This window comes from Pseudoalteromonas phenolica (assembly GCF_001444405.1).
Classification (GTDB): Bacteria; Pseudomonadota; Gammaproteobacteria; order Enterobacterales; family Alteromonadaceae; genus Pseudoalteromonas; species Pseudoalteromonas phenolica.
The window spans coordinates 3,326,452-3,339,880 of sequence record NZ_CP013187.1 but is presented as its reverse complement, the minus strand read 5'-3'; the positions used below and the strand labels follow the sequence as shown (position 1 = coordinate 3,339,880).

Genomic DNA, 13,429 nt, shown 5'->3' with positions numbered 1-13,429 from the left:
AGAATTTAGTTATTATACTCATCAATATTAGCGTGTCTGAGAGCAGGATATGAATACCAAGGAAAAAATTATTCGTACCAGTATTGCCTTATTTAACCTTCATGGAGAGCGAGCGATCACCACTAATCATATCGCTTCAAATTTAGGTATAAGCCCCGGCAATTTGTATTACCATTTTAAGAACAAAGAAGACATTATCCGTAATATCTTCACATTATATCGAGAGCATTTAAGTACACACTTTAAGCCACTCGATACATCCCACGAGCCTTTAGAGCAATTGACGCAATACCTAGATTCATTGTTTGAGCTCATGTGGCGTTATCACTTTTTCTATGACAATTTAACTGACATTCTTGCAAAAGACAGTGAATTGAAAAAACAATACATAGAGTTTCAAGCGGACTTATTTGATCAAGTGCGCTCTGTTGTGATCGGTTTACGTAGTGTTGGCGTAATAGAAATTACAGATGAAGATGCGTCTGAGTTTGCGCACATGTTAAAGATGACTGTGAGCTTCTGGACACCTTACGTTAAAGCGCGTCGTATGACAGGGGTATTAGAGCAACAAGATATCTATAATGGTATTGTCAAAGTGTTAGTTTTAGTCAAACCATATTGCACTGATTTGAGTTTTAAGAAAATTAGTGACCTGCAAAAGCAATATCAGCAATTGGCTGATGAGGCTTTACCGAGTATTGCCTAATCAACCAATATTGTTTATTTCCTCATCGCATAGAAATTTGTTATAATCGCGCGCCCGACTGACGCGGCGCGCATTCGCCCACCTTAAGAGTGTTTCTATGCTTAAATTTATCGTAAAACTGCACCCTGAAATCGCGATCAAGAGTAAATCTGTTCGTAAACGCTTTACCAAGTTACTTGAGAAAAACATCAAGATGATTTTACTTCGTCGAGATGAGAAAGTACGCGTAAAAAATAACTGGGATAACATTGCAGTTGAAACGGATATCAGCGATGCACAAACCCGTGAATGGTTCATTGATAACCTAAAACGCGTACCAGGTATTGTGCAGTTTATCGAAGTACAAGAAACACCTTTTGAAACTATTGACGATATTTACCAGCGTACTCTAGAACTTGCGAGTCACACTATCGAAGGGAAGACCTTTTGTGTGCGTGTGAAGCGCAATGGTAACCATGATTTTACTTCAAGCGATGTAGAGCGTTATGTCGGTGGTGGTCTTAATCAAAATGTTGAAGGCGCAAAAGTTAAACTTAGCAAGCCTGATGTTACAGTTAAAATCGAAATCAAAAAAGATCTGGCTTATATTGTTACTCATACACATTATGGTATCGGTGGCTTCCCTCTGCCGACACAAGAAGATGTGTTGTCTCTTATCTCAGGTGGCTTTGACTCTGGCGTTGCGACCTATCAGATGATGCGTAAAGGTGCGCGTACTCACTTCTTATTCTTTAATCTTGGTGGTGCTGCCCACGAAATCGGTGTGAAACAAGTGAGTCACTATTTGTGGAAGCAATTTAGCTCAACTCACAAAGTTAAGTTCATCACGGTAGACTTTGAACCCGTGGTTGCTGAGATTTTAGAAAATGTAGAAAACGGCCAAATGGGTGTGATCCTTAAGCGTATGATGATGCGTGCAGGGGCAGCTGTAGCTGAAAAAGTGAATGCTCACGCGTTAATCACAGGTGAAAGTGTTGGTCAGGTTTCAAGTCAAACATTGGCAAATTTAAGTGTGATCGACCGTGTTACAGAAACATTGATCTTACGCCCGCTTATTCAACATGACAAAGCAGATATCATTAAGATTGCCCGTGAGATTGGTACAGTAGAAATGGCTGAATCTATGCCTGAATACTGTGGTGTTATCTCTCAGAAACCAACTGTAAAAGCGAAAATGTCTAATATCTTGGAAGAAGAAGCCAAGTTCGACTTTGATGTTTTAGATACGGTAATCAAAAATGCGACAGTAAAAGATATTCGTGAAATCGAAGAAGAAGCGAAAGAAGAAGTTAAAGAAGCTGAAACTGTTAGCGAGCTTCCTGAAAATGCTGTGGTACTTGATATTCGTTCGCCTGAAGAAGAGGATGCAAATCCACTTGAGCTTGAAGGGGTAGAGGTAGAGCATATTCCATTCTTTAGATTAGCCACTAAGTTTGGTGATCTGCCTCAAAACAAAGAATATTACTTATATTGTGCCCGTGGCGTAATGAGTCAGTTACAAGCACTTATTTTACACGAAAATGGCTACATGAATGTAAAAGTGTACCGTCCATAACAATTATCATAGCCTGTTCAAAAGCCGAGTATAACTCGGCTTTTTGCTATCAGCTTGTTTGTTCTAAATGATTGATTTGTTCAAGCATGGTTCGGTTATAAGGCGTATCCAGTCCGAGTTTTTTTGCCTCACTAACGATATAACCACAGATCGCTTCAATTTCAGTTTTTCGTCCTAACTTTACATCTTGTGCCATTGACGAATTATTAAAACGTGTTTGTCTCATTACGGTATAAGCACTATTGAGTGCGTCTGCTAATGCGATATCAATTCCTAATTTATGGGCAATAAAACAGGCTTCGTTTAATAAGTTTATCACTTGTGTGGCGTAACTTGGTTTTAGTAATCGCCCATTTTGAACTTGATGCAATGCAGTAAGTGGGTTGATGGCAATATTAACCATTAGCTTTTGCCAGCGAAGTAGTGCCATATCTTTATGTATAGCGCTTACGGCAATACTCTTTGAAAATACTTCTTCATAAAAAGCATCAATGTTATTTTCAGCTTCAGTATTACAAGCGCCTAAATAGGTTGCCCCAATACCTGTTTGAACCACAGTGTTACTTGAAGGCTTTAATGCCCCACGTGATGTACTCATGAAGAATAGGCTTTGAGAAGAGTTTAGTTGCGAAGTGAGTTCTGTCAAATCGGTGATACCATTGTGACTGATAATTATCTTGGCTTCAGGCGCTAAAAAAGGCTGAATGGCATTGAACGCATCTATGAGCTGGTACGCTTTAACGCAGATAAAGCAAATTGAGATGGTATCTTGCGGGGTCAAACTTGTGATATCAGTTATATCGGTTGCGATTGGTGTGACGACTTCATTTTCTTGATAATAAAAGGTATCTGTTTTTTTACTGCGAGTCAGTAGCGTAATTTCATGATACTTACTTAAATGAAACGCGAAACTTAAGCCAACAGCGCCAGCACCTAATATGTGAACATTAGCCATGCTTGCGAACTCGCCATTCTCGCCATGCGAAATAACTTAAATAGTAGCTGGCAGCACCAGCAACATCAGCAACAAAGTCACCGATAGAAGCTTGTCTATAAGGTAAGGTATCTTGCATATATTCAATACCAATGCCATAAGCTGTTAGTAAGCATAATTGTAGCCAAACTGGGAAGCGAATTGCATGATGCATAATAAAAGCTAAGACAAAGAAAATACCAAAGTGTGCAACTTTGTCCGCATGTTCAAAACGAATACCAGAATGCTGGATCTCTTTAGCAAATAAAAAAGTACAAATACTTAAAGTGAGCAGTAATAGAATTTGATAAATACGCCGAGTCACAAAACTTCCTATTTCTCTATGCAGGCAAAGTTTCATCAGTATATCATCGAAAAATGGATGGTGGGTGAATATACAAAAAGCCCATGTAAATGGATGTGAGCTGAAACATAAATTTATTCACCGAGTCGGTTTTTGCTTGTTATAATCAGGCCATAATATGATTAGGAGATAGATAATGCCATCATTTGACATTGTGTCTGAAATTGAAATGACAGAAGCGAAGAACGCGGTAGATAATGCTAACCGTGAACTTGAAACCCGTTATGACTTCCGTGGTGTTGATGCATCAATTGAATTAGTTAACGAGACGATTAACCTGAAAGCTGAAGCCGAGCAGCAAGTTATGCAGTTGTTCGATATCATTGCTGCAAAAGCGTCAAAGCGTGGCTTAGATGTTTCAAGCCTTGAACTAAAAGACATTGAGCGCTCTGGTAAATATGTGTCACGTAAAGTTGCACTTAAACAGGGTATTGATAAAGACATGGCGAAGAAAATCGTTAAGCTTATCAAAGACTCAAAAATCAAAGTACAAGCCTCTATTCAAGGTGAAGAAGTTCGTGTAACAGGTAAAAAGCGCGATGATTTACAAGAAGTGATGCAGCTAATTCGTACTGGTGAACTAGGTCAACCTTTCCAGTTTAAGAATTTCCGCGACTAAATTAGATAAGTGGCAATAGGTGAACTATCGCCACTCTACACGCGCCACTATTTTTTTTCTGGTGGCGCATTATCTCTTTGCTGTATGTAGCGTTCTCTTTCTCGTAAAGCATGTTCAGCTTGTTTCATTTCTTCATCTCTGATTCTCTTTGCTATTTTGAAGCCTTTTTCAAATTCAGCGCGCATTTCTAATGGGCATATAGTGTTTAGTTCAAGGCCTTTCTTGCCTCTTTCGAAGCCATTATCATAAGTGCAATAAGTCATTAAACCATCAGTAAAGCCATCAATGTAGTGCGTTTGAGCAGTCTGTATTAATTGCTCTGAACACTGTTGTTTGTATGAATCAAAAATACGTACACTCTTGCCTGATACTGCTGCTTGTTGACCAAATTCATACCACTCGCTTTCTGATGCATTGCAAGCTATTTTAGTTGTCGTTGACTGACAACCTATCAGCAAGCTTAATGGTAAAAATAGTATTATTTTGTTCATCTAATAGTCCTTAAATTTCCTGCTGTTTTCTTGTTTGAATAATATTTTCAATGAGTGCTATTTGCTGCCATATACCTTTGGTTTCTGAATAGCGATTAGCGACGTTTTTTAGTGTTTTAAGTGCTGCTTGATAGTTTTGCAAATCAACATAGAGCTGAGCTCTTGCAAGCATGGCCTCTTTTTTCGATTCATTAAGTGCTTCTGCTCTTAATAGTAAGGTTTCTGCTTTCGTAAACTGTTTGTCGGATGTGAGATAATTGGCATATTCAAGCAATGCCTTACCATTATTTGGGTTCTTCTCAATTGCAAGCTGAAAACTTTCTGCAGTTTGAATTTTCTTATTTAATTGTTTAGCGATTAAGGCATGATGAAGGTGAATAATACTCTGCTTGGGTGCTGACATCGCTGGCAGTTTACTTTCTAGCGAACTGAGAATTTTCTGGCTTTGAGACCACAGCCCCCTTTGACCGAGCCAAGTTAAATAGGTGTTGAGGCTGTTCATCTCGAGGTCGAAGTTGTTTAAATGAAAGCTAATCAGTTCGACTGCTCTATCAAAACTATCAAGTTGCATATGAAGCTGAGCTGCTATTTTGTAATTACTTTGCTGTTCGTTACCGAGCAATATCGCCATTTCTAAAGATGCTAATGCTTCTACATTATTGTTCAGTTCAAGTTTAAGTATTGCTTGATTTAGCCATAACTTATGGTCGTTCGGGTGCTTGGCAATAAGCTCGCTTAGAAGTGCTTGTGCAGCAGGGTACATTTTGGCTTGCGTTAAAGAAATAAATAACCCTTGCTGCCACTGTTCTTGGGTTGGTTCTAATGCGAGTGCTTGCTGGTACGCTGATATCGCAGAATAGGGGCCGTATAGAGATAAATTTAAATATGCTAACTGACCATATATTAGAGCATCTTGAGAGCCATAGGAGATAGCATTAGAAAAATGTTCTCTTGCTTTCTCTAGCTCCCCTTTTAGTAGGTAGAGCTGTCCAAGGTCACCATGCGCCCTAATAAGTTGTGGGCTACGGCTCAATGATGATAAATAGGCTTTTTCAGCTTTATCATAATCCTCTAACGCGAAATATAGTTGTGCTTTTAGCATTATCATGGCAACGCTTAACTCTATTTCATAAAAAGCCTCCAGCTCTTTAAGGACTTGCTCTCTTTTACCTTGCTCTAAGAGGCTCTTTAAACGTTCAGCCGTCTCAAGCTCTTCAGGTGCTATGTTTGCCTCTTTTTCAGTGTAAGGACCGGTAAATTGAGGCAATACAAATGTTGGAGGCGCAACTTCTATCTTAAATTGAGCGTATGATGAGCTGGCAAATGCGACAGTGCTACACAGGCTTTGAGACAGTAGCGCAGCAATAATTATTTGTTTTAGATTCTTCATAGATTATCTGCCGTAATTGAAGTTAATAGAGTAAAAGTAAATTGCTTGCACAGCTCGGCCATCTTTCTTTGGCTTGCTGAAGATTGCATGGCTGACCCAAGCGCGGATCACTTCTTCCATTTCTGGGTAAACAGGATCAACAATGCGTTTGATATAGGGCTTGCCTGATTGATCAATAATCAATTCAACCTGTGTCTTTATTCGCTTCACCCCCTTTTGTCTAACAGACTTAGGGGGAGGGAAATATTTTTGTCGCACGACTTGTGGCACGCGATCGAGCTTTTCGACAGCCAGTAAAGGCATATCAAGGGCTAATCGCTCTTGAATCACCTTTGCATCAATCGCGAAGTTGGGTAACTCAAGCGACTCGACTTTTGGTAGTGTCATTGTCGGTTTATCAGCATAATTAATACTAGGTCCGTCACCTAAGCTGGCTAGGTTAAGCGCGGTTTGAGACGGCTCACTACTGCTCGAAGTAGTTTTCACTGGCGGTGGTGGCGGCGGTGGAGGGGTTGGTAAAGCCACGTCTATTTTTCTGGTAATGAGGTCAGCTTTAGGTGCCTCAGGTTGCTGTTTTAGTAAATGTAAGCTGAAAACTAGACCTGCAACAATCATTGCACTTAGCAGCCAGGGAGCTAAAGTGAGCGTTCCATACTTCAATGAATTATGAGTCAGAGGAGCCATATTATTGCGCCTGTGTTGCTAGGCTAATATTGCTCAAACCGGCGAGCTTAGCTTGATCAATGACTTTTACCAATAACTCAGTGGGAACGCTTTTGTCTGCTTGAATGATCAGTGGACGAGTTTGCGAACGGCTTGCTTGCATCAATGTTGCCCTTACACCGGCAACGCCAATATTAGTGCCTGCATACATGACTTGACCTGTATCCGTTATCGCAATTAAAAATACTGACTTTTGCAACTGCTGACTGGATACGGCGTTGGGTTTATCAACCTCTACCCCTGTTTCTTTTACAAATACAGTGGTCACGATGAAGAAGATAAGTAGTATAAAGACCACGTCAAGTAGTGGTGCTAAGTCTATCTCTTGGCTTTTAGATTCGGAAATTTTTTGTTTTATTAGTGAGCGCATGCCGTATTTACCTGCCAGTTAGAAACTTTGTTTCTCAAAGCGGTATGGAGCAAAAGACCAGGTACAACAAATACTAAGCCTAGCTGAGTAGTGAACATAGCAGTGGCAATCCCGCCACTGATCATCTCTTGCATATCTAGTCCGTTGTTGACAGACATGAAATTAAAGGTGCTTAGTAATCCACTGATTGTGCCCAAGAGTCCCAGTAAAGGTAAGGATGCAAGCAGTGTCTTTAGAGCGCTTAACCAGTAATTACAACGCGCAGCCCATTGTGTGTTGCAAGTTGCGAAAGCCAGTAACGATAAAAGCTTACCGTAACTAAAAAATGCAACGCCAATCAATGTCCATACTATGGTGTTGTTGAGTAGCTTTAGGAATATGCTGATATCTGTCATGTTAGTGCATCGCAAATTTACTAATCTGAATAGCATTGGCTTCAAGCTTGGCGTTATAGCTTTTAGCCTTACGGCTTAACAGCGCACTTATAATGAGTGACGGAATAGCAACAATCAGCCCAAGCTCTGTTGTTACTAAAGCTTCCGATATTCCTCCTGAGACGGTTGCCGCATCTCCAGTACCAAAGGTATTCATCATCATAAAGGTATTTATCATGCCAGATACGGTACCAAGTAAACCCAAAAGCGGTGCAATAGCAGCTGTTGTAGCAACAACGCCTAAATAGTTTTCAACTTTATGTTGGTGCTGCATTAAGTAAGACACGATTTGATCGTCCCTTTGCTCAGAGACTGGTGTATCGAGCGCGATTTGAACTAGTTTTTTCTCTGCGCCATCAAATGGAATTTGCACTCCAAATGAAGTTTTTTTGGCATTGAGTTGCTCAATGAAATCCTTACTAATGCGAGGTAAGCGCATGAGTTGAATGCTTTTAAGTAGTGCAGCGATAAATGCTAATAAGCCAAAAAATAAAATAGGTAATGCCCACACACCGCCTTTTTTAATGTGGGAAACTATCCCTTGCTGGTTATTTTGCAACTTAGTGGCATTACCAAGTGTCGGGTCAAAAGTCACACTCCCTATGCCCGTTTGATTGAGCTGCAGTAATTGCACAGCTTGAGCATTTTGGCTTACCCCTTTAACAAGGTTGGGTAGAGTTTGATTAACTGGATTTTCAAGCAACCCACCAGATTGTAATTGGGAATTATATGCCAGTTGGATAGGGCCAATATTGAGTACATTAAAAGGTTTGATCTCACCGTTTGTACTGATCACATCAGTTTGTTGCCAGCTGGGTGCAAGATCGTCGATTAATTCGTTTCTCAGGCGCCGAAATATCTCAGGATTGACTGTGACATCGCTCGTTCCAGTATGCTCAAAAGCAATATTTTGTTGTTCCAAATAAGTTTGTAATAACAGTTTTTGGTAATTATCTTGTTCTCGCCATTTATTGATCCGGTCAGAGAGTTGCTCAATACTCATCAACTGCTCATCGGCAGTTCGTTGAATTGTTGTGGCTTGTTCTCGTAATGCTTTGACGGCAGCAAGCTCTTTATTTAGCTGGACCTGATATTTCAGGGTTTCTTCGTTAATCTTAGACTCAAGCGCCTGCAGTGACTTTTGAGATTCAGTGATCCTGTTGACGAGCTCTTGGCTGACAGAAATAGGGGCTGCAGTAGAAGAAAAGCCAGTGATCAACAAGAGAAGTAATATTGTGAGCCGAGTGATCATAATAAATCCTTTTCAATGGGGGCTATAGCAATAGGAGCATTCACAAAGGCTGCAGTTGTAGGTTTATTGAGGATAGATTTTATTTGCGCAAGAGATTGTAAAAGGTCTTCTTGCGAAGAGAGGCCTAATAACTGCTGAGCTTGCTCTGTGTGGTGCCACTGCCAACCATGTTGTTCTACACGTCCTATCCCAAAGTGTTTACCATCTTGGCTAACGTACCAAGCCTGTGACAAACCCAAATAAATCTGACTTACGAGCATTTGTGTCTCACCGCCTGCTGTAGGAATAGTCATGTTGGTATTATTCATCGCCACTCTTTGATTAAACTCAGTCGCAGATTTAAATATGCTTAAAAGTTTTTCTAGTTGCTCGCTGTTGGAGTAGGGGCTGCTATTAATGGTTGTTAAAGCATCTTCCCATTGAGCTTGAATAGGAGGGGGTAATAGAGGTGAGATTCTATTAATAAATTGCATTAGGCCCTTTAGCTCAACTTCAACCAATCGCTGATTTTCTTCAAGCTGTTGCTGTTGCTGAGTGAGCTCAAATCGCTTTTCGTCCACTTCGCTTCGCGCGTCTTTGGCTCTATTGAGTAATGCACGCAACGCTGCTTTTTCTTCTTTTAGCAACTTTATTTGATTTTGTAATGATTGCTGATTTGTTTGCCAGCTCAATTCTAGTTTGCCTTTTTGGCTCTCTAAGTCTAGCCATTGTTGCATTAGCTCATAATCGGTTTGGTTGGCAAATGCATTACTGGACAGCGCTGTCATTAAGAGGACTATTTTTTTCAATTATTGTTTTCCCTGTACTCTTCTTAGATACAAACTACAATTGCAGAAATAGTTCAAATAATCAACAGTTGGCGTCATTAGTTTTTTGCATGTTCAAATAATAAGGGTATGAAAATAAATATTTTTACTGTTTTAAATAGGAGGTTTTATATAAGGAGATGTGTTTTTTAAAGAGAATAAAGGGGACTTAGGTCCCCTCAAAAAATAGTTGACTATTGTTCTGCCAGAAATGCAATAGAGCTAGGATTTAATTCAGTTGCTAGTCTATCTTTATACTTTTCATTTGTTTCGGTATTTAAAATATCGATACCCGGCGCTGTTGGGTCGCCAATACTCATCCATAAAAAGTTAGCTGAATCTAGCTTGATTTTACTGATGGCGGTTTCACCCGTGTTAGCAATACCTGAAGCGATAATTTCACCTGACGTTGGGTTAAACTCATGCAGAGTAGATTTTACATGGTAAGACGGCGTAAAGAAGGCTTCTGAGCTATAAAAGTAGCCTTTTTCTGCTGACACAATGGCTGTACCACTGATGTAACCACTGGTATTGTTTTCAATGTCTTGTGCGGTTAATACTGATTTTACTGAATAATCAGCAGGAGAGATCTCTTCAATACGGCTAAGCTCTAAGCTTGGCGCTGAGTAGCCGCTGCGTGTAGTAACATAAATCTTTTCATTTGCTGCAATTATGCTGTTTTCTAGCGGGTTCACACCAGCAAGAGGAATACCTTTAAAGCTGTCTTCGCTGTTTGCATTTGTTTCAATCTCTTCATCGGTTGCAGTATCAAACACGGCTACATATGCAGTACCTGCAGAGAAGTTATCGTTTTGCCTTTGCATTGCGATATAAAGCTTATCGTCTAAGATAACCGCTGCTGAAGGAGATGGCGTGCCATTTTTATTGTCATTGCTGTAAGCCGAAATATCTAATTCACCAATTTTAAAGTCTTCTTGCTGAGTTGCTTGCGGGTTAACGATCCATACTTTGCCTGAGCCATAACGAATCAAATACGCTTTTGTATCACTTAATGAAACTAGAGTGTAAGGGTTACGACTGGTTGAGTCTTGATCATCTTGCGTCGAGTAAGACCATACCGCAGCGTCTTTTTCAGCTACATTGTATTTATCAATGGTATCGATAAAGAAACGGCCGATGTGGAAAAGGTCTGAGTTATAGCTGGCAACCGTGTAATCTGACTTGGCTTTGACATAATAACCAGTTTCTACTTGTTGATTGAGAGCATCAACAAATACGACTTCAGAACTGGTGTAATCAGGTGCAATTGTTTGTACTGCGGCAAAATCCGGGGTGTCTTTAACATCGCCCAGTGAAACAGTGATGTTTAAAGAGGTGCTGAGTTTGTCAGCCTGATTTTCCGTCGCTGTAAGAGTAACTGAAAAAGTGGTTTTTCCAGCTGTTTCGAAGTCTTGTGCATTTTTGAAACTCAGTTCGCCCTGTTGCGTGATAGTAAATAAATCACTGTCGTCACCGCTAATTGTTAAGGTAATAGCGTCGCCATCGGGGTCATTCGCAGTATAATTTGCAACCAGTGTGGTGTTTTCAAGTACAGATGGGTTCAATTCACCACTTAGTGTTGGAGCACTGTTATTGTCTGAGCTGCCACAGGCAGACAGCAGTAGCGCCGAACAAATAAGGCTTAGTGAGAAAGGAGCTCTTGAGCTATTAAATTGCATAGTTATAGACCTTTAATTGAGTATTTGACTTGAAAGCTGCGTCCTTGAGCGGGGCGGTTTGCTAAGTCTTGATAGTCGTTATTGAAAATATTATTCACTTGAAGTGACAGTGTTTGTTGGCTGTTCTGCCAAGTAACACTGAAATCGCTGATTTCTCTATCACTTGGTGTGCCATTGCCTTTGGCTTGCGTATTAGTGAAGCGATTGGTTCTGTTGAAATACAACTCTTTATCGATATGAGTATCGAGTGATAGTCGCCAAGCTTCGTTCAGTTGATAATTCAAACTGATGCTATATTGCTGATGATAAATACCTGGTAGCTTTTTATCGTCAAAGGCAACAAACTCGGAGTGGGTTTGGCTATCTATTACATTGGCCTGTAGCTGTGTACTCCATGCTGAATTAAAACGGTAATCTATTTGTAGTTCTAGGCCATTTAAAGTGGCATCACTGACGTTGGTATAACTGCCTGTACCCGTTGAATTAAAAATCGCAACAATGGCATTTTCTTGCTTTGTTCTATACAAACTGCTGGTGATATTAAGTGCATTTTTATTGTAACTAGAGGCCAACATAAAGGTGTTGGAGTGCTCAGGTGCTAGGTTTGCATTGCCTTTAAACGCACCTCTATCACCATATAACTCAAACAACGTGGGAGTGCGAATGCCCTTAGAAAAGGCTAATTCAAGTTCAATGTCATTAAAATGGGTGGTTGTGCCGAGTTCATAGCTTGAATAACTGTCATCTTGCTTGAGTTGATCGACTTGCTCAGCACTCACATTTCGTTTTTGATTGCTCGAGCGAGACTTTTGTTTGTTAGCAAGTAAGTAGCTTTGCAAAGGTAAATCTTCACTTTGCCATTCGACTCTTGTTCCGAAGTGTAAGTCTGTTTGCTGCGCTTTTACATCACAGCCACTGAAACCATTGCATATATTGATTTGGTCATTTAAAAATTGTTCCGAAGTAAATTGCTGTTTTGCAAGGTTGCTATAAGGCAATAGCGTAATATTGTCGAACACAAAAGTCGGCTTTAAGCTGACAAAATATTTATCAGTATCGTAAAAGTAATCTCGCTGTAAGACGCTACTTGGTGCGTCAATATAATGCTCTTTTTTGCTATCTATGTAGCTTTCAAATTCGACTTCAGATAAATGCTTTGAGTCACTTTTCCACACATGAATGTATCCAGCCCGCCAGTTCTTAGTTTCTAGATTTGAAAGGTTTTCAGGTGAGTTATTTTGATAATTAGGGATGGCTTTATTTTGCTTTGTATACTGTGCATTGAGGCGAATGTTATGCGCATCTAATGAGATTTGATCATTTATGTACAAAGCCGTTTTATCATAATCGTTATTACGTAAAGGTTGCTCAGCACTGATGGCAGAATTATCGAATGTTTGCGGTACCATGTAGTCATAGTCATTTTTAACTCTTAAAAATTGACCGCCAAGAGAAAGTGCATGAGTATCTAGTTTAACATTATGATTTAGGTTTACTTCTTTGAACCCAAATGATCCCGCAGCTAGGCTCAAACGAGTTTGTGAAGCTGATGGATTGTACGTGTTTACCCTGATCACACCACCAATTGGCGTCATTCCTGTGCCAATCGCCTGACTCTTGCTGACTTCAATACTTTGAATTTGTTCTACTGGGATCTGATTTAAATCGAAGCCGCCAAATTGATTGTCGTTTATTAATTGACCATCGATATACAGCTGAACTTGTTTACTGCTTGAGCCTCGAATAGAAACATTGACTGGATTACCAACGCCACTAATTTGTGTAATTTGCACTCCATTGATAGTGCTTAAAACGTCAGATAGGCTTTGTGCGCTGGCAAGAAATTCGCTGCGCTGGATTAATTGATAGTTTGCTGTGGTCGTGCGTTGCTGCTCTATTTCGATGATTTCCATCTCGTTTTGCGTATTTTGTGCATTGGCAAACTGCGCGCTAGGCAAAAGGCAACAAATAATAAAACGAGAAATTAGCAACTGCATACGCACCTCAAAATGAGGACGATAAGATACATCACCAAAGCGAAATTACGATGGCTAATACCTTATATCG

Annotated in this window: 14 protein-coding genes; 3 read left to right on the top strand and 11 right to left on the bottom strand. The window is 40.1% G+C overall.

Going from position 1 to position 13,429, the window contains the following annotated elements:
* The first annotated feature begins 49 nt into the window (after positions 1-49).
* On the top strand, positions 50-706 hold the full coding sequence (locus tag PP2015_RS15005) for a TetR/AcrR family transcriptional regulator (RefSeq protein ID WP_058031072.1): 657 nt from the start codon (positions 50-52) through the stop codon (positions 704-706).
* A 97-nt stretch (positions 707-803) separates the two neighbouring features.
* A complete protein-coding gene (thiI, locus tag PP2015_RS15000) occupies positions 804-2,261 on the top strand; it encodes a tRNA uracil 4-sulfurtransferase ThiI (protein WP_058031071.1) in 1,458 nt (485 codons plus the stop codon).
* A 49-nt stretch (positions 2,262-2,310) separates the two neighbouring features.
* Here the strand turns inward: thiI and PP2015_RS14995 are convergent, their stop codons facing one another.
* Together PP2015_RS14995 and PP2015_RS14990 are read right to left on the bottom strand one after the other, a co-directional pair.
* The gene (locus PP2015_RS14995; RefSeq protein WP_058031070.1) at positions 2,311-3,216 is read right to left on the bottom strand and encodes a ketopantoate reductase family protein; all 906 of its coding nucleotides are present in this window, start codon (positions 3,214-3,216) and stop codon (positions 2,311-2,313) included.
* A complete protein-coding gene (locus PP2015_RS14990; RefSeq protein ID WP_058031069.1) occupies positions 3,209-3,559 on the bottom strand; it encodes a VanZ family protein in 351 nt (116 codons plus the stop codon). The genes PP2015_RS14995 and PP2015_RS14990 overlap by 8 nt, the downstream gene beginning before the upstream one ends.
* Positions 3,560-3,734: 175 nt before the next feature.
* Between PP2015_RS14990 and PP2015_RS14985 the strand changes: the two genes are divergently transcribed.
* Positions 3,735-4,217: a YajQ family cyclic di-GMP-binding protein gene (locus PP2015_RS14985; RefSeq protein ID WP_058031068.1), complete on the top strand. Its 483-nt coding sequence runs from the start codon at positions 3,735-3,737 to the stop codon at positions 4,215-4,217.
* Positions 4,218-4,264: 47 nt separating this feature from the next.
* On the opposite strand, the gene PP2015_RS14980 is transcribed toward PP2015_RS14985, so the two are convergent.
* The 9 genes from PP2015_RS14980 to PP2015_RS14940 form a co-directional block, all read right to left on the bottom strand.
* Positions 4,265-4,708 carry a DUF2799 domain-containing protein gene (locus PP2015_RS14980; RefSeq protein ID WP_058031067.1) on the bottom strand — a complete coding sequence of 148 codons (444 nt, stop codon included), beginning with the start codon at positions 4,706-4,708 and terminating at the stop codon, positions 4,265-4,267.
* A 10-nt stretch (positions 4,709-4,718) separates the two neighbouring features.
* Positions 4,719-6,098 (bottom strand): tetratricopeptide repeat protein, encoded by a 1,380-nt coding sequence (locus tag PP2015_RS14975; protein WP_058031066.1) that lies wholly within the window; start codon positions 6,096-6,098, stop codon positions 4,719-4,721.
* Between the two features lie 3 nt (positions 6,099-6,101).
* Positions 6,102-6,782, bottom strand: a complete 681-nt coding sequence (locus PP2015_RS14970; protein WP_058031065.1) for a hypothetical protein — start codon at positions 6,780-6,782, stop codon at positions 6,102-6,104.
* Between the two features lies 1 nt (position 6,783).
* Complete coding sequence (locus PP2015_RS14965) at positions 6,784-7,191, bottom strand: ExbD/TolR family protein (RefSeq protein ID WP_058031064.1); 408 nt, start codon at positions 7,189-7,191, stop codon at positions 6,784-6,786.
* On the bottom strand, positions 7,179-7,586 hold the full coding sequence (locus PP2015_RS14960) for a MotA/TolQ/ExbB proton channel family protein (RefSeq protein ID WP_058031063.1): 408 nt from the start codon (positions 7,584-7,586) through the stop codon (positions 7,179-7,181). Before PP2015_RS14960 ends, PP2015_RS14965 begins: the two co-directional genes overlap by 13 nt.
* Before the next feature lies 1 nt (position 7,587).
* Positions 7,588-8,877, bottom strand: a complete 1,290-nt coding sequence (locus tag PP2015_RS14955) for a MotA/TolQ/ExbB proton channel family protein (protein ID WP_058031062.1) — start codon at positions 8,875-8,877, stop codon at positions 7,588-7,590.
* Positions 8,874-9,665 carry a DUF3450 family protein gene (locus PP2015_RS14950; RefSeq protein ID WP_157599091.1) on the bottom strand — a complete coding sequence of 264 codons (792 nt, stop codon included), beginning with the start codon at positions 9,663-9,665 and terminating at the stop codon, positions 8,874-8,876. Before PP2015_RS14950 ends, PP2015_RS14955 begins: the two co-directional genes overlap by 4 nt.
* A gap of 212 nt (positions 9,666-9,877) precedes the next feature.
* On the bottom strand, positions 9,878-11,362 hold the full coding sequence (locus PP2015_RS14945; protein WP_058031060.1) for an Ig-like domain-containing protein: 1,485 nt from the start codon (positions 11,360-11,362) through the stop codon (positions 9,878-9,880).
* 2 nt (positions 11,363-11,364) lie between these two features.
* On the bottom strand, positions 11,365-13,359 hold the full coding sequence (locus PP2015_RS14940; RefSeq protein WP_058031059.1) for a TonB-dependent receptor plug domain-containing protein: 1,995 nt from the start codon (positions 13,357-13,359) through the stop codon (positions 11,365-11,367).
* Between the last annotated feature and the right edge of the window lie 70 nt (positions 13,360-13,429).